The organism is Paenibacillus sp. GXUN7292, from assembly GCF_050864975.1.
In the GTDB taxonomy this organism is placed as follows: Bacteria; Bacillota; Bacilli; order Paenibacillales; family Paenibacillaceae; genus Pristimantibacillus.
This window is the reverse complement of the sequence record NZ_JBOZWO010000023.1, coordinates 82466-104955: the sequence shown is the minus strand read 5'-3', so window position 1 is coordinate 104955 and position 22490 is coordinate 82466. Positions and strand designations below refer to the sequence as shown.

General features: G+C 44.5%; 15 protein-coding genes. 2 read left to right on the top strand and 13 right to left on the bottom strand.

Features of this window, described 5'->3' with window-relative positions; genetic code table 11:
- Nucleotides 1–418: 418 nt before the first annotated feature.
- From folE to ACRRU2_RS18335, 12 genes are all read right to left on the bottom strand, one after another.
- A complete protein-coding gene (folE, locus tag ACRRU2_RS18390) occupies nt 419–1009 on the bottom strand; it encodes a GTP cyclohydrolase I FolE (protein ID WP_331702566.1) in 591 nt (196 codons plus the stop codon).
- A gap of 30 nt (nt 1010–1039) precedes the next feature.
- Nucleotides 1040–1258, bottom strand: a complete 219-nt coding sequence (locus ACRRU2_RS18385) for a YneF family protein (RefSeq protein WP_331702567.1) — start codon at nt 1256–1258, stop codon at nt 1040–1042.
- Between the two features lie 479 nt (nt 1259–1737).
- The gene (locus tag ACRRU2_RS18380) at nt 1738–3168 is read right to left on the bottom strand and encodes an extracellular solute-binding protein (RefSeq protein ID WP_331702568.1); all 1431 of its coding nucleotides are present in this window, start codon (nt 3166–3168) and stop codon (nt 1738–1740) included.
- Nucleotides 3169–3433: 265 nt separating this feature from the next.
- Nucleotides 3434–6796, bottom strand: coding sequence for a chitinase N-terminal domain-containing protein (locus ACRRU2_RS18375; RefSeq protein WP_432503882.1), 3363 nt, complete (start codon nt 6794–6796; stop codon nt 3434–3436).
- Between the two features lie 148 nt (nt 6797–6944).
- A complete protein-coding gene (locus tag ACRRU2_RS18370; protein ID WP_432503880.1) occupies nt 6945–7739 on the bottom strand; it encodes a M55 family metallopeptidase in 795 nt (264 codons plus the stop codon).
- 14 nt (nt 7740–7753) lie between these two features.
- The gene (locus ACRRU2_RS18365; RefSeq protein ID WP_432503878.1) at nt 7754–8512 is read right to left on the bottom strand and encodes an FIMAH domain-containing protein; all 759 of its coding nucleotides are present in this window, start codon (nt 8510–8512) and stop codon (nt 7754–7756) included.
- Between the two features lie 15 nt (nt 8513–8527).
- Entirely contained in the window at nt 8528–11344 is a 2817-nt protein-coding gene (locus tag ACRRU2_RS18360) for a hypothetical protein (protein WP_432503876.1), read from the bottom strand.
- A gap of 122 nt (nt 11345–11466) precedes the next feature.
- Nucleotides 11467–13119 carry an extracellular solute-binding protein gene (locus ACRRU2_RS18355; protein ID WP_432503874.1) on the bottom strand — a complete coding sequence of 551 codons (1653 nt, stop codon included), beginning with the start codon at nt 13117–13119 and terminating at the stop codon, nt 11467–11469.
- 35 nt (nt 13120–13154) lie between these two features.
- The gene (locus ACRRU2_RS18350) at nt 13155–14042 is read right to left on the bottom strand and encodes a carbohydrate ABC transporter permease (protein WP_331702571.1); all 888 of its coding nucleotides are present in this window, start codon (nt 14040–14042) and stop codon (nt 13155–13157) included.
- Nucleotides 14043–14057: 15 nt separating this feature from the next.
- The gene (locus ACRRU2_RS18345; RefSeq protein WP_432503871.1) at nt 14058–15026 is read right to left on the bottom strand and encodes an ABC transporter permease; all 969 of its coding nucleotides are present in this window, start codon (nt 15024–15026) and stop codon (nt 14058–14060) included.
- Between the two features lie 111 nt (nt 15027–15137).
- Nucleotides 15138–16712: a response regulator transcription factor gene (locus ACRRU2_RS18340; protein ID WP_432503869.1), complete on the bottom strand. Its 1575-nt coding sequence runs from the start codon at nt 16710–16712 to the stop codon at nt 15138–15140.
- On the bottom strand, nt 16712–18460 hold the full coding sequence (locus ACRRU2_RS18335) for a sensor histidine kinase (RefSeq protein ID WP_432503867.1): 1749 nt from the start codon (nt 18458–18460) through the stop codon (nt 16712–16714). The genes ACRRU2_RS18340 and ACRRU2_RS18335 overlap by 1 nt, the downstream gene beginning before the upstream one ends.
- Before the next feature lie 703 nt (nt 18461–19163).
- Here ACRRU2_RS18335 and ACRRU2_RS18330 point away from each other — a divergent pair.
- Both ACRRU2_RS18330 and ACRRU2_RS18325 read left to right on the top strand, forming a co-directional pair.
- The gene (locus ACRRU2_RS18330; protein WP_432503865.1) at nt 19164–20468 is read left to right on the top strand and encodes an enolase C-terminal domain-like protein; all 1305 of its coding nucleotides are present in this window, start codon (nt 19164–19166) and stop codon (nt 20466–20468) included.
- Between the two features lie 84 nt (nt 20469–20552).
- Nucleotides 20553–21542 carry a hydroxyacid dehydrogenase gene (locus ACRRU2_RS18325; protein WP_432503863.1) on the top strand — a complete coding sequence of 330 codons (990 nt, stop codon included), beginning with the start codon at nt 20553–20555 and terminating at the stop codon, nt 21540–21542.
- Between the two features lie 80 nt (nt 21543–21622).
- Here the strand turns inward: ACRRU2_RS18325 and ACRRU2_RS18320 are convergent, their stop codons facing one another.
- Nucleotides 21623–22465 (bottom strand): creatininase family protein, encoded by an 843-nt coding sequence (locus ACRRU2_RS18320; RefSeq protein WP_432503861.1) that lies wholly within the window; start codon nt 22463–22465, stop codon nt 21623–21625.
- Nucleotides 22466–22490 lie beyond the last annotated feature (25 nt).

The following is a 22490-nucleotide window of genomic DNA, read 5'->3' as shown; positions in this document are numbered from 1 at the left end:
GGTTGAAAGAGTCTCCTGTCAAAAATGCCACTTGACAGGCTTTATTAAGATGCGTCAAAAACAAAGGTGCAACAGAAGCGCTTGACAGGTTTCGTTCATATCAGCGCTTCTGACAACCGTTAACGGTTTTCATTGACCATTTGCATAATCCGATGTCTAGACCAGGAAACTAATAATCGAAAGGCAGGAGCAACAACACCCCAAAAATTGTAAACTATGTAGGGCAAGGATAAACGGCTCCGCCATCCTTTGGGACAGGCGCGTTTACCGATGAAATATAGAAACATGTATAAGATGTAACTTATACTTTCTAGTATTTAAAAAAAGCTACCTGCCAATATAAACTGTACCCTATCGAGTAGACACTTTAAAAAAGTCTCTCGATAGGGTACTTTTGTTTATAGCAGATAGCTTTTGCTTATTTAATCAAAGACATAAATTCTGCACGAAGTGCCGGATCTGTACGGAACTGGCCGCGAACGCCTGATGTAACCGTCAAGCTGCCCGGCTTTTTAATGCCGCGTGCGCACATGCACATATGCTCGCCTTCTACGACGACCATCACACCATGCGGGGAAAGCTCCTCATCCAAAATATCAGCAATTTGCGCAGTTACACGCTCTTGCACCTGCAAGCGTCTTGTAACGGCATCGACCAAACGAGCCAGCTTGCTCAGCCCTACAATTTTGCCGCTTGGGATATAGCCGATATGGGCTTTGCCGAAAAACGGAGCCATATGATGCTCGCAATGACTGTAAAACACGATATCTTTAACAATAACCAGCTCTTCATGCTGCTCATCGAAGGTTACGCCAAGCACTTCACGAGGGTCTACGCTATAGCCTGCAAACACCTCTTCATACATCCGTGTAACGCGAGCCGGAGTTTCTATTAACCCTTCACGCTCTACATTCTCACCCATTAACCGCAATATTTCTTTCACATGGTGTTCTATCTGTTCCCGGTTGTCTGAAACATTCGAATTGACGTAGTCTTTCTTGCCCGCCATTCAAAACACTCCTTCCGGCATTCCGCCTCTTTATCTACGAGGAAACTTTTGATTTTTCATCATATTTTGTGCACGAGCCATTTGCTGCTTATTTAAATTGTATCCCATTTGTTTCGCCATCTTCTGCATCATTTCAGGATCGTTCTGCATTTTCTCAAGCTGCTTGCGCAAATAGAACACGCCAATAAAGAAGCCGCCTGCCAATCCAATCAGCAATGTTACAATGGGAATCACGTAATCATACCACATTCAAATTCACCTATTCCTTTTTAAATATAAAAACCCAACATCACTGTATAATAGCATGTTCAACCCTAGACCGCAATTGAGAAACGGAGAAAATATATAAAAGAAGTCTCTGCAACGCTAAAATCCCACGAGACTCCTTTTTTATTTTGCTGAATGGATCAAAACTGTTGCGATTTCAGCGCTATTAAAAAATGATACAAACGTAATTTTCCACTTTCAGCGCCTAACCACTTTGTATGTTTTTTCGCCACAATTGTGCTCCTCGGGGCATTTCCTTTTATTCGAGCTCACTCACCCGCGTTGCCGTTCCCCTTTCCCTTCTCGTTGCCTCTCCTGCTCCTGCTCTGATCCTCTTTCTCCGAACAATCAAAGCACAGCAGGGTCTTATCCTCCAATACAACCCCGTTAATAAACCCATCCTGACAAAAAACTTGCTTGTTGCATGATATACAATAGCCTACTAGTTCCTGCATCGCTCTCTACTCCTCCTTAGAAGCAGTCTCAGTGATTTGTTTCGCATGCAAACGAAGAAACATCTCATTCACTTCGACGCACAACGCTTCGTCATCAATGAGCCCCCACCAATATTTTTTAAACAACTGCCGAAGTCCGACGAATGATTCGTTCGATAAATTCATTTCACGATGCAGTCGATAAGATGACATTATTTCACGGTAGAGAGCGAATCGAGACGGGCGATTAATTCCTTGTTGCGGTTCAAGCTGTAATTCCGTCACCGACCTTCTGGCAGTCAAGCTGACTGTCCTCTCGCGAATTATTTTTTGAGCCCGATCAGAAGCTAGATAATCCACCAGCAATTTAGCCATTTCCTTATTTTTTGAATGTTTATTAATGGCAATGCCGATTACAGTTAAAAGCGTGCGCGGTTCATACCTGTAAGGCAAAGGCGATATATCAAAGTCTATATTTTTAAAATCATTCATAGACATGTACGTCGTCATAATCATTGAAATCTTGTCTTGCATAAATAATTCCGTCACATCTTGACTGCTCTCAGATACATAGCTTGGATACACTTTCGAATCCGTTACAATCCGCTTGCACAGGCGAATGCATTCCATCAAGCGAGTATCCGCCAACTGTAGAGAACCTTCCTCGTCCGGCTCAAACTTCATTCCGCTTTGCACAATAAAGATAGGCCACCGGTTATCAGATAACAAATAAAAATATAACCCGAATTTATCTCCGCCAGCGGTCAGCTCTGCTGCATAACGCAAACAATCATCCCATGTCCAGCTGCTATCCGGCTCGGGCACATTAGCTTCTTGAAAATGTTTTCTATTATATGCAAGTATAATGGGAGAGAATACTAACGGCCTAGCATATAGTGTTCCGCCATCATAAAAGGCATCTTCCGTAAAGGGGTATAAATTTCTATCTGCCTGCAGAGCTTCTAGCAAATGAAGCTGACCGAAATCCGCAATACTTTGAAAATCCGTATTATTTAATGTAAATACATCTATTTGAAATTGATCCAAATGCTCCTTCAAATTATCCGCATAATCCGATACCGTCTTTACGAGCACGGTCCTTACCCGTTTGTCCGGATACAAGGAATGAAAATCTTCCAGGAGAGCTGTTAAGCTAATATCCCGTTCGATGGAAGACGTTACGCCAAGCGTAATGGTAGATTGGCTGCCAGGTATATAATCGAGCACTCGGCTGCCGACGCGATCTATTTTGGCAATAAGCTGCTCCTCTACAAGCATATCAAGCCCTTTGCGAACCGATTTATTGCTTAATTGATATTGCTCGGACAGCATCTTCTCAGATGGCAGATATTGCCCCGGAGCCAAACGGCCATCATAAATATCAGAGCGCAAACGATCTATCATGCCATGCAGCCTCGCGTTAAAAGACTTTCGACTTGGTTTATCAGGTTTGTCCATAAGCAAATGGCTCCCTTTCTCTTTGTTCTAGACAAACACTATTCTACCAAATATTCAAAGTATTTATTAGTTATTTTACGCTTACCCCCGACAATAGTTGACTGAATCATTGGCTTGTCTCCGTTTAATCGATCATATTGACTTAATACGACGGTTGTCTGGTGTAGAGAAGTATAACAAGGGTTTAAAAAGAGTACACAAATGGGGCGATCCAGTGATCAGCTTTCGCTGACTTTCCGGAGCACCCCATCATTATATATTCTACTTATCGGACAACCTTTACACTCTTTATTTCGCTGGAAGTGACGCCCGCATCATTGACAAGCTCAATGCGATATTCATACGTTCCAATTGCCTTGCCGCTAATCTTTGTCTGCGCTGTCTGAGCGCCTGGTGTTGCCGCAACAAGCGGCTGCTCGTCAATCAATACGCCGTTCTCGTACAGACGATACGCAGTGCCGTTCGTTCCCCACCACATATTCATAGTTACGGTATAATCGCCGTCACCGTCCCAGTTGTCATGGGAGAGAACCGGTTTGTCCGGAACTGCGTCAGTCACTGTAACTGTAAGCAGACTGCTTGTCGTTGTACCATAGCTGTTGACCAACTCAGCGCGATATGTGTAGACGCCATTCTCCCGACCGCTAATCGCAGTTCCCGTTGTTTGTGCCGCCGGCGCCAGATCGTTCAACGATTTCGTATCAATCAGCACATCATTCTCATACAGTCGGTAGATAGTGCCATTATTCCCCCACCACATATTCATCGTAATCGTGTAAGCACCATCGCGCAAACCATTGTCATGACCATTGTTATGAGACAATACCGGCTTGCCCGGCACCCCAGCGCTTGGTCCGCTTGGAATTTCCGGCTTTTCCTCTACTACGTTTACTTGCAATCTATTTGACTGCTTCGTCACTCCATTGACAGTCAAACTAACATAAATTTCAGCCTCACCGCTCTGCAGAGACGTAACTATTCCCCCCTCAACAGATACAACCTCAGGGTTACTGGAATAATAATCAATTTGCAAACTGCCGGACATACTTAGTTTTCTGCCTTTCTCCAAGAAGGCCTGTATATCCAACACTGCATGTTCCTGCTCATACATTGTCATTTTCTCCAAAGCAATCTCTACTTTGTCCAAGTTTACCAATAGTGATTCGTCAGTATATTTCCACAAATTAACTTTATCATCTTGAAAATAAAAATTGCCGAAATCGTCTTGGGCCAAGAAATTAGGTCTCGAAGGCGTTTTAAATAAAGTTACCTGTTTCGTTTCAGCATCAACTTTAAAAAACTTATCCCTGCTTACCCCATATACATTGCCATCAGTGGCTACTTGCAAGTAAGCGTCTCCCCAAACCGTACTTATATAATTGACAGGAAACAGCTCACCGCTATATATGACTTCATTCTTTTGAGGATCAAAAATAAACAGATAGCCTTCGCTGACCCCCCATATATTTCCGTCCGGCCCTTCTATAAGTCCCGTAACAGCCTTCTTGCCTGCAACAGGCACAATTTCCATTTCCTTCACTCCGCTGCCCACATCCCAAACAAATAGCTTACCTTCCGTTTCCAAAGGCTCTATTCCTAGACCGCCCCAAACGCTGGTTCCGCCATACACCTTGCCATCCTTGTAAGCTAACGAAACTACACTTTGATTTCCAACTATATCCCCAATGACTTGAGTATTCTGGGTCTCAGGATCATAGATTGCAAACGCGCCTTGATGTTTACCGTAATTAGCTACAGTACCTATAAACAATTTATTTTCCTGCTCGACACCCAACATGCCGAATGGCCTATCTTGACCAGGGATATCGAATAATGTGTTGAAATTCCACTTCGTCGACACATCGTATTCCACGATTCTAGCCCCTGGATAAACACCATAATACAGTTTGTTCCCTAAACTTGTAATCGCTTCCGATTGACTAATTGCGCTAAACATGTCGATATTCCCTGTAATCGGGTCGTACACCCCTGCGCCGCCCAGGTAACCGCCGCTATATATTTTGCCGTCAGGACCTTGGGTAATACTGCGAATTTCATTTGGCTGGCCTGGAATTTCCAGCGGCGTAATTTCGGTTTCGCCTGTTTGCAAATTATATTTCAATAAAGTAGTGCTTAATAACGCCACAAGCGTAAAACCTGGATACTCTGGGTCATCCAATTCCATAAAGTGCATACTTCGAGGATAAGCACTTAGTCCGATATTAGAAATCGTCCCCTTCTCCTTGCTAACTAAATCATAATAATTAAAATCCCCGTCTTCCGTGAAATAATATATCTTATCGTCATATGGGGACACGGGACTAACTTTTTCGTGTATACGATCGCCAAGAACATCATCGACGTTGTCAGTCTCGGTATCAATCACAATCATCGTATTGTTATCACCCAGTCGAACGAACAGTTTTCCTTGGCGCAAGCCGAGCCAATAAGGGAAAGCGCCTTCCGCATATTCCTCCGGTAAAATATTATTCTTTTGCCCTGTTTGCATATCGTACTTAATGATATGCGGTTTTGTCCCGACTGCCGCATAAAGAAGCTGCTTGTCAGAATCGACATCCAATCTTCTTACATAATATTCGTTATCAGTCATTCGACCAAGGTCTGAAAATTGATTTGCATGAATGTCATAGGCAAATACTTTTCCGCCCGGGTAGGTGCCTCCATACAACTTACCGTCCGCTCCATTTTCCAAAGACCAGATATGGGTTTCACCCGAGATTGCCGCCCCCAAATTATCAACCTTGTCTGAACCGGGAGTATACCGATAAATTCGTCCGGTGTTAGAAGAACCTATATAAATATTACCGTCAGGTCCCGTCGTCATCGCCCATGAGATCTTTGTATCCGGAAGTTCGATCATCTTTTCAACCGAGTAAGTCTTCAGATCTACTACTGCCAGTTGGGCTGGAGTCCCATTAACGCCAACAAATAATAGAGGTTTGCCACTTGGATCATAACCAATAGTAGAGCTTGCTGTAACTGCTCTAGTAATTTGTGTCCCCAAATTAGTAAACTGTCCTTTGTCCGGTTCCTCCTGCATGAGAGCGACCTTATCGAAATATGCTGTTGCGATACCAGGTAATGTTGAATAAAGCAGAATAGTTGCATAGGCCGTATTTTCGGGAGCTGTAGCGGAAACGGCAAGTGGCGCGAAGTTATTTTGATGTGCAGCTGTGCTTGACGCACTGGCCTGATTCAGCCTTACATTTTGGCTATCGTAAAATCTCAAATATATTTGCACTTTGCCTTCTAGCGTATACGCCATAACAGATGCGTTATAGCTCTCTCCCGCGACTATTGGAATAGGTTTGGTTTCCACCCCTGCTGTATGCTCTGTACTTCGATCAATGATCTTCAAGCTTTGTGAACCTTTGTAATACTGTTCATCCGTAATAATATATTCATTAAGAGGAGTGTTAATAATTTTGTTCCAACCGGGAATATTATTTTTGCTATCCACAGGCTCTTCAAAACTATCGTTTGTAACGATGACAGGAACATCCGCACGGACCGTTTTTGGAGCAACAAACATGGACGGAAACAACAGAGTTAATACAATAAACAAGATGATGACGCTTCCAAATCTGTTTGATTGAGTACGCAACATTTTCTCACCTCATCAGAAATAGATGGGCTGTCGTTTAGACAGCCCTCATATTATTTGATTAACCGGATATTGGAGTGTATCGGTTAACTGTGATAGGGCAACAAGCAATTGAAAGCGATGTTACTGCGATCAAGTTTGGGTACTCCTGTTAAAACGCAGCAGCCAAAAGATCAATTAAGTCATCACTTCTGTACACAGCTGTCAAGCCATCCATTCGTTGTGCATTAACATTATCATATCTTCTTGCATCAGCCTGTTCCGTATGAAGAAAACGAATTATCAATTCATACGGTCCAGATAAAGAATACGGCTTACAGAAAGCAGTATTTTGCACTGCTTTCTTGACCGCATCCTTCAGCTCTGAACGCGAACGTGAAGGAGGCTTGATTATAGCCGAGTGCCTGCCAGTTGCGGTTTTTGTTGCGTATACAGCTATGTCGCCCAACTCATCTACCGCTTCGGCACAGGTTTTATCGTCACCAGATACTAAGCATACGGGAACTCCATATAGACCAAATATTAGAGCATCCAATCCAATCTCACCAATCATTCGACCGTTCAATTGTATGGATTGCCATCCTTGCGATGTCATTGTATGATCCCTAACTGCCTCACGAGCCCCATTCATTGCATGGTATCCGATTAAGAAAGCGCCATCAAAGCTGCTATCGAGACCTGGAAAGCGCTGTTCAACCCGAGTTGCACCCATCACATAATCTGCTGCAGAATGCAACAGCTCAGGAATGAAGTTAAAGCCGCTGCTATGTGCGTCTTTAACAATAATTTGAGTTGCGCCAGCTTCTACCAATGCTTCAGTAACAGCATTCACTTCCATTGTTAGTAAATGACGCGCTTCTTCAAAGAGTGGTGCTCCACGTAATAGTTGATCCGGAAGCATAATTCCAGAAATCCCTTCCATATCTGCACTTACATAGAATTTCATATCTAACACCTCCGCTAATCTGTGTCCGCGTGATGCCACTGAACCAGCAATTCGTGAACCGCATGCTCCAATGTTTGCTTGGCATCCGCTTCGATATGCCGCCCCATAGGCGGGTTGTTCATCCGCTTCAGGAAATCTTCCAGTTGCTTGGTAGCTTGTGCAGTACGACCAGCCGAATAATGATGCTGGGCTTGACGCAGGCTATTAGACAACTGATTAACAAGAGGGCCTCGTACATCGCCGGAAGAAATATATGCTTTCAGTTGTTCGTTAAGCCCTTCCAGCGTGACATCGTCAGGCTGCTCATTAACGATCACAGATAGAGCTTCCTCCGATTCATTGCCAGCATAATCAATTGCTGTTACCTCATATGCTCCTGGTTCGGCAAAATCGGCAGCCATGTTAAACTTGGCCGTTCCATTGCCTCCTTCACGGCTCAATTCACCGTTTGCGGTCACATCCACGCCGTCCCGCGTAATTTGGAATTTCTTCATATCTGCGTTAACCGGCCATTCCAGCACAAGTCCGCCATCTTCGGTCCATTCATATTGAAGCGATGCGTCCGCTGCGAATATGGGAGCAATGTCATCATACATGTACAAGTCCATTGAATTTCTGCCCGTGAATACCCGGCCGTACTCATCTTGAGCGAAGTAATGCCCTTTTGACAGTATTGTATGCTCCCAGGTAACTGGATCCAATCTGAAAATACGACTAACCGCCTCACCGTACAAATAACCGTCATGGAAGTTTAAATAACCACCTGCAAGCACGATCTTATCCCATACTTAAGGTGTAATCGTCTTAGTCTGAACAATTTCCCGCTTGTCTGGATCGAATTTGAACAGCATACCGTTAGTCAATCCCCAAAGCATGCCATGCTCATCGAAGGTTAGAGCCGTAATCGCTCGTTCTCCCTCCACCGGATTTATCTCGAATACTTTCTTCTTTGTCTTCATATCGAATATAAACAGAGTGCCATCCTCCTTGACCGGCTCGGCTGAAACACCGCCCCACACAGTCGTGCCTCCGTATAGCAAACCGTCCTTGTAAGCAAGCGCCATCGGACTTTCATCTTCAACGATCTGATGGAACGACTCATACGTTTCCGTAATAGGATCGTACAGCGTCAGAGCTCCTCCCAGCTTACCGATGATAGGCACTGTGCCAATCGCGAGCTTGTCGCCCGCTTCGACGAAGGCGAACGGCCGATCCTGATAAATCGGAGACAACTCGATATCGAGCTTTCGCGGATTATTTTTTTGGGGATCCCAAGGCAAGGCCGGATCATATTCGTAAATTGCAGATGCTGGATACAGCCCCATGTACAGCTTGTCTCCGAACACGCCCATTCCTTCGATTTGTCCCATTCCGCTGAGCGTCTCCATCTTGAACGTATCGATATTAAAACGGGTCATGGAAGACGGGGATAAGTATCCGCCGATATAAATGTTACCATCTGGACCAGTAGCCATAGAACGAAGTGCATTGGCGGAGCCAAGCGGATCTCCATCAATCCATTTCCCCTTCTTAGTCTCGGGATTGTAGGCCATAATTTTGCCCCGTGACGTAATCGATACGACGCTTTCGCCCGGCATATCGGGCAGATTAAGATTGTACCAGCCAAATCCCCTGCTTGCCACATTCCCAACCGTGAAGCTTGTCGGCTTTATCTCGCCAGAGTCCAAATGATAGGCAGTCATCACACCATTCTGCAAGAAATAAATATTGCCATCCGGACCAAGCGGCGAGACGTCGAAGCCGATCGTATTCGCTATCTCCTTAATCCATTCCTCCTTTAAGGTGTCATATACGAGAGTTACATTATCAAGCGGGCTGCTGGGGTCAAAATGGGTCATTCGTGCGAACAGAAGCCCGGCTGTGTACGTTAAATCGTAGATTTCTTTATGCTGACGAAAGCCTTCCGGCAATTCAATTGCTTTCTTCGCTCCTGTGTCAGGATTGAGCTCGAATAGCTGCGCCTGCTGCGCTCCTGTTCCCGCGTACACTTTACCGCCGCCGTAAGCGATACTCCTGACATACTGCTCTTCTTCCGCCATGCGGCCAAAATCCGTATATTCTTTGGCAGCAGGATCATATCGGAATACTTTTCCTCCCGGATAAGTACCGCCGAATATACGTCCATTCTCGTCGGATACGACGCGCCAAATATGTGTCTCTTCATCAATCGCCATGCCTAAATTCTCTACCGTATTGGCGGCGGGACGATAACGGTACAAGATGCCATTACGCTGCGTGCCGATATACACATCACCATTTGGAGATACCGTGCTGCCCCATGAATAATTAGCTCCTTGAAGCTCGAACGAAGCTACCCGTTCGCCTGTTTCGGCCTGCAGTACAGAGAAAACTGCGGGCAAGCCGTTAGCTGTTGTATAAATATAGTTTTCACCTTCGGGTCCTTTGCCGAAAGCTGCATGTGGAATCGTAATAGAATTAATCGCAGTCCCGATCCGAACAAGATGATCAGTCGCGACAGGCTCTTCCGGTTCCTGTGCAGCGACACCTATTGTTACATCGTCAAAATAAGCTCTCGACACGGCGAGTGGACCGGAATACAGCAATACCGTCATGTATTCAGTTCCTTCTGGTGCCTTCGCTGTCGCTTCTAAAGGCAGCCACTTATTCAGGCCAGTTTGACCTTCCGATTTGTGTCCAATCCTGGCCCTGTCATTGCCTCCGCTATGAAATTGCAAATAGATGACTGCTTTTCCTTCAAGCACATACGTATTTACTGCAGCTGTATAAGTAACACCCGCTTCCGCAGGGATATATACACTTTGCATTCCATAGTTTTGGGCAGTTTTTAAATCCTCCATATAGAGACTGTTATTTTCAGAAAAGCTTCTCTCATCTGTAACGGTAAAGCCGCCTTTTCCGTAAGTTTGCTGCCAACCGGCAGGCAAGCTATTCGCGTGGAGCGGCTCCTCGAATCCTGGATTGATCAACACATCATTGGTTGGGGGTCCTTCCTGCTTCGGCGTTTTAACGCTTAACACGACATCATCGAAGTACGCTTTCGTCACGGCGAGTGGGCCAGAATAGAGCAGCACCGATACATATTCTGTACCTTCCGGAGCTGTCATGCCAGCCGTTAGAGGCAGCCATTCGTTAAGATTGGATTGGGTTTGCGACTTGTGTCCGATCCGGGTTTTATTCTCGTCTCCGCTATGAAATTGCAGATAGATGGCTGCGGTTCCTTCGAGCACATATACGCTGGAAGTCACAGAGTAAGCGCTTCCAACTGTAGCCGGCAAATACTCACTTTGCATTGCATAATTTTGGTTAGATTTCAAGTCTTCCATATAAAGACTATTGACTCCTTCAATGCTCTTCTCGCTTGTCACAGTGAAGCCGTTTTTTCCGTAAATGTTCTCCCAGCCAGGAATTTTTCCGTTCTCATCCTCGGGCTGTTCGAACCCGCCATTAATCAAATCGAGGGCAACCCAATGCTCTGTCGCTCCCTCCGCTTTCAGCGCACCGACAGGTATTAAACCGATTGTCATGACAAAACATAGCATCCAAGCAATTGTGTACCGGAACAGATGTTTTTTACTGAACGGAAGATACTTTGAATAGCTCATTGAACTTAACTCCTCCCCTAATGTAAATGTGTTGTGCTGATTGAGTACGAGACATGATCTAACCAATCCGATATATAAGGGCTGTCGATTAGACAGCCCTTATATATTCGCTTGGGTTGCTGCTACTTCGCATCAAAGCCGCCGACAGCGCGAATTTGTTCGCTATACTTATCAAAAATATCTTTGCCTTTATGCTTCGTCAGCAATTCATTCAAGTAGCCTTCCCAACCATCCAGCGGCAGGTCGCCAAAAACCAGTTTTGAAAGTGTTGCATTCATTTCTTTGCGGTAGTCGGCAATATTAATTCCCTCAGGTGGTGTAACATAAGCTCCTCCAGCGTAAGATACAACCTTGTAAGACATTACTGTGTTCACAATTTCACGGTCGCGCTCTGTTTCATTCGGGTTAATAATTTCCAGTCCAATCGGGGCCGCTCCGGCAACGTTAGTAAAGAATCTATAAATCTCCAGGAAACGGCCATTTTTCTCGTTTATTTCATTAATAACGTCAGGATTTAAGGTGACCTTATCGCCATCTCTTGTATAAGATTCGCCTTCTTTGCCGTAATGCGTAAGCAAGAACCCTTCCGGACTTGCCAGAAACTCCAATATTTCCATCATTCTGGTTACCTTGTCTGGCTCATTCTCAATTAATTTAACCGGAATAACAAAGCCATCCGAACCTTGCGGTTTAGAAATAATTCCTTTCTTATCAGGAAACGGATTGAACGGAATAATTTCAGCGTCCGGGTTAATTTCACGCATACGATTCAGCACACTGGTATCAACGCCTTCCAAAGCGAAGTCCCGTCCCTGAGCTTTAACGATCCCCACTCGCCCTTCAATAAAGCGGCTATAATGATCTGTGCCTTTGTTCAAGAACCAGTTCGGGTCTACAATTTTCTCATCAACTACACTCTTAATATCTCGCAGCGCATCCACTGTTCGAATATTGGAGCCGGCATCTATCAATTGGCCTTCATCAACAAACATGCTGGAGTAGAAGTCGTTCTTCACCCATTCCAGCCAATCGAATCCAACATTCGCTCCATTGCCGGATGTGCTGAATCCATAAGTATCATCCTTGTTATTGCGATCCGGATCATCGAATGTGAAAGCACGCATCGCATGGAGTGCTTCTTCATAATTCCCCGGAACCTCCAAACCAAGATTGTCCAGCCAATCTTTGCGGATATACCAAGAAACATACGGATCAAGGTTATACGGAACAGGCGCACGCAATCCGTCTGCTGCTCCTTCAATCGTATAGAAGCCCTTCAAATCACTTTCAGTAATCCATTTGAAGTAGTTAGGCATTTTCTCAGGTGTCAGGAATGGGCGCAAGTCGCCAACCAATCCATCTTTTGCATACGTTTGCGAATCCCGCCCGCCAGCAATAATCAGATCAGGCGCAGTATTGGACGCAAAACGGGCATTTATTTTATTCGTCGAATCAGGACCCGCTGCCATATGAGTGACATTCCAATTTACATTAAACTTCTCATCAATTACTTGTTTCACAAAATCCTTATCTCCACTGGGGATGGAGCCGCCACTCCCCGAACGTATGAAAAACTCAATATCGTATTTGACAGAACTATCCGGCCCTTTCGTGGCTTCTTGATCGTCGCCTTTCTTATCGCCATCTCCGCTCGCATCAGATGGCGGCGGCGTAGCAGCCGGCGGTTTCTCTTCTGTCTTGCCGCATGCAGCTACGAATAACATGGATACTAATAAAACAGATAACACAACAAGCAAACTTTTTCTCATTTTCATGTAAAATAACCCCTCTCCTGCTATATAATTTGTGTTCAACCTTTCACAGCGCCAAGCATAACACCACTCGTAAAGTATTTTTGTACAAATGGATAAACGAATAAGATCGGCAATGTTGTGGCAACAACCATCGCCATCCGCATCGCAACCGGCGGAAGCTGAGACTCAAGCCCTTGCACCTGGCTCATCATTTCCTGGCTTAAATTCGGCTGCAGCAGCATATCCCTCAGTATGACTTGCAACGGATACAGCTTTTGATCGGTAATAAACATAATGCCGGCAAAAAATTCATTCCAGTGAGCGACAGCATAAAACAAGCCGATCGTTGCGATAATGGCTTTCGACAGCGGCAAAACAATGAGCACCAGCGTTTGCAAGTCATTACAACCATCGATTTTAGCCGCTTCTTGAATTTCGATTGAAATATTTTCGAAGAATGTTTTTGTAATAAGAAAATTAAAAGTAACGATTAAACTTGGGATAACCATGCTCCATACTGAATTTAGCAAACCGAATTCTTTTACGACCAAATAAGTTGGAATCAGTCCTCCGTTGAACACCATTGTAAACACAATCAGAAACAAAAATGTGGAACGGCCCGGCATTTGTTTGCGTGATAATGGATAAGCCAGCAACATCGTAAACACAATGTTCAGAATTGTGCCGACAACAGTAACAAAGACTGTAACTTTGAGCGCTTGTGAAAATCTCTGTCCTGTGAAAATAGCCTGATAAGCGCCAAACGTCACTTCTTTCGGAAATAAAACCATACTCCCGCTGCGCGCCAATTCCTTCAGCGGCGTAATCGACATGACGACCACATAGTAAATCGGCAACAGAGTAAGGAGGCCCAGCAGCGTCAGCACGACATAAAAGCATGCATCAAGCAAACGATCGCTACGGGATTTTATTTGCAGATTCATGTTTCTGATTCCCCCTTACCATATTCCTGATTCGTCGAAGCGCTTCGCGAGAGAATTGGCTCCAAGGACAAGTATTAAACCAACTATTGATTTGAAGAAGCCTACCGCGGCGGCAAAGCTGAATTGCATTTCCTCGAGCCCCCGCCTGAACACCCAGGTGTCAATAATATCTCCGACATCATATACCCTGGCATTGAGGAAAACATAGACTTGGGCGAAGCCTGCATCCAATATACTTCCTACACGAATAATGAGCAGAAGAATGATGACATTGCGAATGCCCGGTAACGTAATATGCCAGATTTGTCTCCAGCGTCCCGCTCCATCGACAACGGCCGCTTCATAGAGGGTGGAATCAATGGCAGTAAGCGCTGCCAAGTAAATAATCGCGCCAAATCCGACTTCCTTCCAAATTTGCGACAAATACAGAATCGGTCTGAACCAGGACTTGGAAGTCAGAAAATCAACCGGCTGGCCTCCAAAAAACTTGATTAATTCGTTTAATAGTCCATCGCCGGGTGAAAGAAAAGCAAGCGCTAATCCGTAAATGATAACCCATGACAAAAAGTGCGGCATATATGAAATCGTCTGGATCGTTCGTTTGAACCATCTCGACCCGACTTCATTCAAGATAAGAGCTAGCATAATATCCGGAATCATGCCAAAAACAATTTTGAATATGCTAATGACCAGTGTATTTCTTAGTAAAATGTAAAAATCATTGCTCTGGAATATTTCACGGAAATGCTTCAGTCCAACCCAATCACTTCCGAAAAAACCTTTCATAATGCTGTAATCTTTAAAAGCCACTACCAATCCGAACATCGGTAAATATTTGAAGCATAAATAATAAGCCAATCCCGGAATTAACATGAGGTACATCCACTTGTACTCTTTCAAGGCTCTAATGAGCCGGCTTGAGTCCCCCTTTCGCTTTGGCAAAACTGCATATGCCGTTTCTTTATCTACTCCCATCCCCGCCATATTCTCACCTCAGTCTTTTTTAAACCGCTCTCAGTATGTACGCTCATTATAGCGAGTAAGAAATGACGGAAATAGGTAACGGATTATGGATTATGTGCAAATATTATAGAGTTATAGAGCCGATCGTTTGAATGCTGTCGGTGTCGTTCCGACATGTTCCTTGAACATTTTGCAAAAATACCGGTAGTTATCGATCCCTACCTTTTGGGACACTTCGTAGATCTTCAAATCCGATTTTTGCAGCAGCTCCTTTGCTTTCTCAATGCGAACCCTGGTGATATAGTCTGACAAATATTCGCCCGTTTCCTGTTTAAACAATTGCCCCAAATAAGCTGAGTTCATCTGCATTTCGTCAGCCAACATACGAATTGTCAAATCTTTGTCGACGTTCGAGGCAATACGTTCGCACAGCCGTTGAATTTCTTTGCGCACCGTTGGCTTTTCGTGGAGCAACTGCAGCGGGATCGATAATTCAGCTATTAATTGCTGCCACCACTCGCGATATTGCGCCCATTCTGTAATAAGCTTCAACTTTAAAGAAAAATGACGAAATACACTGTTCGGGATATCTGCGATGTGATCCAGAGCCATCTTGGCCACATTTACCAGATATAGAGGAGAACAGAGCGGTGTTTGAAGGGTTGTCAATTTGCTCACTTCGGCCAGGAAAGCCGCCGACTCTCTCTGCTCAAGCATTCTGGTCAGCTTGGCGGCTTGTTCCAGCTGCTGGACTCGATCATAATTGCTCAGTTCAACAGTGTTTTTCGGTTCAACAACATCATTCAGTTCGGCAGCGTAAAAGCTTTGCTCTACCTTTTGCAAGGCTATTGAAAACTTGCTATTTCGCTCGTTCACATTCGAGCCAATCGAGCTTACATTTACGATGCCATTTACTTGAAACAACAGACTTATTTCTTTCGCAACCTCATGTCGAAATTGATGAACAAGCTGCTGCATAACGTGAATGCCGAACCCTTGAGCTATACTTAGCTGAACAACAAGATGGAAATCCACGAGCGGAAAAGCAACAATTTTCACATCAGATACGATTTCACTTGTCCAGCTCTGTATTTTTTCAGCAATTTTTCTTTGCAACGACTCCAGGCTTCTTTCACTTTGAATCTGGGTTTGATCTTGCAAGCTGTAAATAATCGAAGCATATACATAGTATTGGCCATGCAAATACAAGACCGTTTTCAGCTCGCTCTCCAAATCCGGAACGGATTGATTGTATAGCCAAGCCTCTATAAGCATCTTCTTCCGATTCCACAAATCAATTTCTTCTGACCGTTCATTTTTCGTCCGCAGCATACCTTCAGCCGCTTTCTGGCACGCCCCTATAATTCTTTCTTTGGAAAGCCCCATCTTCAACAAATAATTTTTCGCTCCCAGACCAATCGCTTGCTGCGCATAGGTAAACTCATCATGAGCTGTCAAGAAAATAATCTCGACTTGCGGCCATCGTTCCTTCACTTTTTGGGCAAAACTAATCCCGTCCATAACAGGCATCGTAATATCCGTCAACACAATATCCGGCAATTCGCGCTCCATCATTTGCAAGGCTTGCTGGCCATGAACAGCGGCTCCCACCCAGCTGAACCCCGATTCGGCCCATGGAATATGCCTTTCAAAATGCTCTCTTACAAATTGTTCATCGTCCACTATTAAAATTTTGCATTCGCTCATCACTTTTCCCCCTTGTTCATCGACCCGGCCATCGGCAATTGAATACGCACCATTAGCCCTTCATCGTCGTTATTTTCGATTTTCAAACCGTATTCCAGCCCATAATAAAGCTCAATTCGCTCTTGTATATTGCGAACTCCCAAATTATTCAATCCTGAATGCGAATCCCGTTTCAGTCCCTTCTGGAATAACTGTTCAATCTTCTCCTCTTCCATTCCGGGACCGGTATCGCTGACTTCGATGACCACTTGATTCGCCGCTGACTGTGCAGCAGTAACTATAATATGATTTACATCCCTTTGATCGGACAAGCCATAGAAAATACTGTTTTCAACGAGGGTAATCAAGGTTAGCTTGGGAACAGACACCAAATACAACAATTCGTCTGGAATAACAACGTCCAATTCAAAAACAGAACCGTATCGCAATCGCATTAATTCTGCGTAGTTTTCTAGCTGTTTTATTTCCGAGCCAAGCGGTACAACATCCCCTACTTTGTCGATCGAATATTTCAACAGACCCATCAAGGACTGTATTAAAGGCCCAATCTCTTGTACACGCTCCGTTTCACTGAGCCAGTAAAAAGCATTCAGCGTGTTATATAAAAAGTGCGGTTTTATTTGGGAATGCAAGACGCGGATTTCCTCCACCCGTTTCCGTTCTTCCGCTTCTTTCAAATTTTCGAATAATTCTTTAATGTTTTGCATCATTTTATTAAAGTGCATGGAGATAAGACCAAACTCATCTTTTCGTACTTTGGAAATTTGCGTATCCAGCTGACCTAGCGATCCTTTATTCATTTGCTTAATAATTTGACTGATCGGTTTCTTTATGTACCACGCAAGCCGATTGGCCATAAATATCGATAATACAATCCAGATTAAAAAAATAACAAAAAATTGTTTCTGCACTGCTGTCAGCAGCGGATAGGCGTCCCTTTCGTTAACAACCGCAAATACAATCCAATCCCATCTGTTATTGTCGCTTTTCAGCACCCTGTGCGCTCCCTCTGACGTATGCACCGTGTTAAAGGAATTTCCATGATCCAACAGGACGGAGCGAAGCTTCTGCACCATTTCATCCTGATGTATTTTTTCTCTGTGATAATAAACATTTGCATTGGACGCCAAAAATTCGCCGCTTCTCGAAAAAACATAAATATTTTTGTTCGGTGAATACGAATTTACACCGCTTACGAACGAATCTACGTTCAATTCCAGAGCAATTGTAATTTTCTTTGCCTTATCATTTGTCGTAAAAGATTTTGCTACCGTAATCGCCCTGCCAAACCCCGAATCAAACGGCTCGCTCCACCAGAATCCCCACTGTTCCGCTTGCCGAGTCACATCGGCAATAAAATCGTCCGTCAACCAATGACGATAAAGAGCCGGTGAAGATATAACGACATTCCCATCTTCAATCACATACGCTGCATTCATTTCATCCGAATTCAAATCAATATAATTGCTCATCAATAACATAAAGTTCTCACGGGCCAACGATTCATAGATATTGCTATTCGAAAAATAAACCAACTGAGACTGCACATTCACCATATACCACTTCAAATAGTCTTCCACATACTCCACAGACTGCTGTAACGACTTTTCCTGATTTTCCTTCACTACCACATAGATGGTTGAATAGGCAATGATGCCTATCATAATTAAAACAATCACAACGGAGGTAAAGGCAATCAAAAATAATTTAGTGCTGATGCTTTGCAAAAAAAGAAACCTTCTGCTCAAGATTCCCTCTCCTCCTTTGTTTTTTTGGTAAGCGTTTTCATTTTTTCGTGCAAATCTTTTCCTTATTATACTCAAATTTATTGTCCGGTTTATAGGCTACTTCCTATAGAAATGTACAAAAATTATAGATTCAAGGTGAAACGGCTGTCGCCGTCCTTTGGACTGGCGCGTTTACCGATGAACTCACTCAAATGATCTAACGAATCGTGAGAGCGCTATTTCGTCTAAAAAGCGCCTTTTTGAAATCTAACGAAGATATACGCTCTTATTTGCTCCTAACTGTGTCAAAATGAGTGGAATGTTCACACCTAGCACAACTGATCTTCGTTATATTTTTAAACGAGCTGATTTTCGCCAAATAGAGCATTTAATCTTCGTTAGATTCAAGTCCTGTCTCTAGTATTTCAAGGATATACGGCATCGCCGTCCATCGCTTTGACGAAGGAGGCGCGTTCATACAAGACAGAGACGAAAGCTTCCGATCCTATTTATACACCAGTTTGATGTATATACGAAAACACTTTTCAGAAATCGCAAGCATCAAAAATAAATAATATTGCATATTGACAGTAGTGCGAATCAATGAGTAAGATATAACACAACAAATGTACATCAAATATACACCAATACTCTTATTTTTATTCAAAATACCAATAGATGTACACCAGTTTTTTTATTGGAGAAAGGAGATGAGGATTACGGTATGACGATCAAAATCACCCTTGCCAAACACGCTGTCATGAAGGAGCCGCTGCTTATGCCCTTCGGCTTTAAGGGCGCTTACTTATCAGAGCTGTGGCAATCGATCACACTGCTAAGTAATGAGCACAATCAAACCGGTATAGGCGTCGGAGTACAAAGTGTATTGTGGTCAGATGCCTCTGTATTCGAGCAGTTCGGGGAAACAGCCGGCAACGAGCTGATGGCGGATATGACACGCTATGCTTTGAAGCAGATAGAAGGCAATCAATACTCCACCCCCTTCGAGCTGCTGGAAGAAACGTTGCCTATGGTTTATCAGTACGGGCTTAATACTTTGCGGTTAACTGATTTACGAAGCACTTTCGCCCTTAATGCACTCGTAGCTGTTGATCAAGCCGCGTGGGCGTTATTCAGCAGAAACAGTGGTTCTTCCTTCAAGGAGCTTGTTTCTAAATACTATCAGGACGCGCTTGGAGAGCCGCAGCCGGCATTGGCAAGCATACCGCTTGTTCCGTACGGAATGCCGGAAGAATCGATTGACCGTTTACTTTCCGCTGGTTATTTTCTGTTAAAAATCAAGGTTGGCGCTGATCCGGAGCAGGACGGCGATCTGGATAAAATGCTGAATTGGGACTGCCAGCGGCTGTCTCAAATTCATAGCATCGCTTCTCAATATAGGACCGCTCATACAGCGGACGGGAAAATTGCTTACTACCTGGATGCTAATGGCCGATATGACAGCCCGGACCGTCTGATGAAGCTGCTTGAGCATGCTGACCGTATTGGCGCATTACCTCATATCATTTTATTCGAAGAGCCTTTTTCAGAGGATCAAAGCTGGGATGTGCACCATATTCCCGTCAGGCTGGCAGCCGATGAGAGTATTCATAACGAAGCCGACGCTGTGAATAGAATCGAACAGGGCTACGGAGCTCTGGCGCTTAAGCCTGTAGCCAAAACGATGAGCATGAGCCTCAAAATAGCCAAACTGGCCAGAGAAAGAAACATTCCATGCTTCTGTGCCGATTTAACTGCAAATCCGGTTCTGGCGGACTGGAATAAAAATCTCGCAGCCTATTTGCCTTTATTACCCGAATTAAAGGTAGGCGTAATTGAGACGAACGGTTATCAAAACTACCGGGAATGGGAGCGCATGAAAAGCTGGCATCCTCTTGCAGGCTCCATTTGGACCGAGGCTACCAACGGTTTATACCATTTAGATGATCAATTCTACCGAACCGCTGGAGGAGCGCTGGACATTGCGGAGCCATACGAATCGTTAGTACGTGGAAAACACGAATATTGAAGCCAATGCGAATAGAAGAAGTTGGTTAGCGGCGCAGATTTCGCAAGACTATAGCAAAAACATTGTGCTAAAGGGGAATATACGATGACAAAGATTGTTTTTCTTCAAGGTAAAGATGCGATAGAGAGAGGATTCAGCAAGGAACAGCTTGATCGGTTGCGCACACTTGGAGAGGTAGTGCTTAACGAAACGGACGGTCCGCCAACGCTTGAACTGATGAAGCGGCAAATTGCCGGCGCCGACATTGCTATTACCTCGTGGGGCTGCCAGCCGCTTACGGAAGATATACTTGCACACGCCCCTGATCTGAAGGCTGTACTGCATGCGGCAGGAACTGTCAAAGGCATTGTGACACCGGCTGTCTGGGAGAAAGGAATTCGCGTCTCCAATGCTTCGGAAGCGCTTGGTAAAGGTGTTGCAGAAACAGCTCTCGGGTTAACTATTGCTTCTTTGAAGGATATGTGGCGACTTTCACAGCATACGAAAACCGGAGCTTGGGGCAATAGAGAACGGGTCAAGGAACTGTACGATGTTACCATAGGAGTAGTTGGCGCTGGGAAAGCCGGCGGACATTACATCAAGCTGCTGCAAAATTTCGACGTCCGGGTTTTACTTTACGATCCGATAGCGACTCATGAAGAAGCACAGAGGTTAGGAGCGCATAAAGTCGATTTCGATCAGCTGCTGACTACATCGGATGTCATTTCTATCCACGCCCCTTCCCTGCCTTCTACCGATAATCTGTTCAATCGGGAGACGCTTGCAAAATTAAAGGATGATTGTATTCTCATCAATACAGCGAGGGGCAGGATTATCGATGAAGCAGCCTTGACCGAGGAGCTCCGCAGCGGCCGGCTGTTTGCTTGCCTCGACGTTACTAACCCGGAGCCGCCTGTGCCGGACCATCCTTTCCGCGAGCTTCCCAATGCTATCTTACTGCCGCATATTGCCGGCTCCGTCAATAACGGAGTACACCGATTGGGAGTTTTTATCGTTGATGATATCGAACGGTTTCTTAACAAAGAAAAGATGCGCGGAGAGGTATCGAGCGAGCAATTAAGTATATTGGCTTAAGCTGGACTCCTATTGTTCAAATGATAGTAATAATTAAAGTGCAGTCCGCCTCATAACAGAGGTTGGACTGCATTTATGAGTTACTTTTGCAAATTCGAACCATACTTCGGTAGAATCGTATTTTGCGTGTATAAATCCGTTTGACGCAGCGCCTCCACGATTGAAGCCATATCGAGTGCTTGCACCAATTGATCAATTGCCTTCACGCCAACTGCGGCATGTGCAGATCGCTCCTCCTCCGTCTTCAATAACGGCGTAACCATGTGATCTGACGGTTCATGGAAGTAAGAGCCGACTGCACCGGACTGATAAGCGTACTTGCCAAGCGAATTGCCAGGATTTTTAGCCATTCCCGCCATCATATGCTCAAAATCATACGTGACAGAAGACGATTCTGGCATATTTAAAGGAACATCCTCCAGCCTGTCCAACACTTGATAAGCCCCAATGCTTATTTCATGGAATACATCCAGCAAATTGAATGATACTGACTCTGCAATCTTCAACAAATCCATATAAAGCGCCGGCACCTTTGTTTCGTCAAAGAAATCGCGAATCATGCCGCTCACAGTCAAGTATGCTGGACCGTGACATGTAATATAAATCTGTCTTCTGAAGCCTTGATAAAGCAATGATTTAGCAATTTTGTCGAGATAAGCCATTCCGTCCTTTACACTCATCTGCACCGTGCCCCGGGCAATATTCGTACCGCCTGCGAAGAAATACGGCAAATTATGCAGCACTAAACCATCTGTTTGCTCTGCCATCTTCAAGGCAATCGCTTCTGCCAATACTGTCTCGGAATCAAGCGGCAAAGCACCGTGAGTTTCTGTCACCCCGACAGGCACAAAAATAATATCATTGCGATCCAAGTACGCTTCAACTTCGCCATTCGTTAATTTCGAAAGAAATCTTGTACGCATGGTTTCCTCTCCCTCTATCCTTTTC

Coding starts and splice junctions, on each gene's coding strand:
- ACRRU2_RS18360 (WP_432503876.1), bottom strand. CDS start 11,344: ATGAGCTATTCAAAGTATCTTCCGTTCAGTAAAAAACATCTGTTCCGG.
- ACRRU2_RS18350 (WP_331702571.1), bottom strand. CDS start 14,042: ATGAATCTGCAAATAAAATCCCGTAGCGATCGTTTGCTTGATGCATGC.
- ACRRU2_RS18370 (WP_432503880.1), bottom strand. CDS start 7,739: ATGAAATTCTATGTAAGTGCAGATATGGAAGGGATTTCTGGAATTATG.
- ACRRU2_RS18355 (WP_432503874.1), bottom strand. CDS start 13,119: ATGAAAATGAGAAAAAGTTTGCTTGTTGTGTTATCTGTTTTATTAGTA.
- ACRRU2_RS18345 (WP_432503871.1), bottom strand. CDS start 15,026: ATGGCGGGGATGGGAGTAGATAAAGAAACGGCATATGCAGTTTTGCCA.
- ACRRU2_RS18325 (WP_432503863.1), top strand. CDS start 20,553: ATGACAAAGATTGTTTTTCTTCAAGGTAAAGATGCGATAGAGAGAGGA.
- ACRRU2_RS18380 (WP_331702568.1), bottom strand. CDS start 3,168: ATGGACAAACCTGATAAACCAAGTCGAAAGTCTTTTAACGCGAGGCTG.
- ACRRU2_RS18385 (WP_331702567.1), bottom strand. CDS start 1,258: ATGTGGTATGATTACGTGATTCCCATTGTAACATTGCTGATTGGATTG.
- ACRRU2_RS18340 (WP_432503869.1), bottom strand. CDS start 16,712: ATGAGCGAATGCAAAATTTTAATAGTGGACGATGAACAATTTGTAAGA.
- folE (WP_331702566.1), bottom strand. CDS start 1,009: ATGGCGGGCAAGAAAGACTACGTCAATTCGAATGTTTCAGACAACCGG.
- ACRRU2_RS18330 (WP_432503865.1), top strand. CDS start 19,164: ATGACGATCAAAATCACCCTTGCCAAACACGCTGTCATGAAGGAGCCG.
- ACRRU2_RS18375 (WP_432503882.1), bottom strand. CDS start 6,796: ATGTTGCGTACTCAATCAAACAGATTTGGAAGCGTCATCATCTTGTTT.
- ACRRU2_RS18320 (WP_432503861.1), bottom strand. CDS start 22,465: ATGCGTACAAGATTTCTTTCGAAATTAACGAATGGCGAAGTTGAAGCG.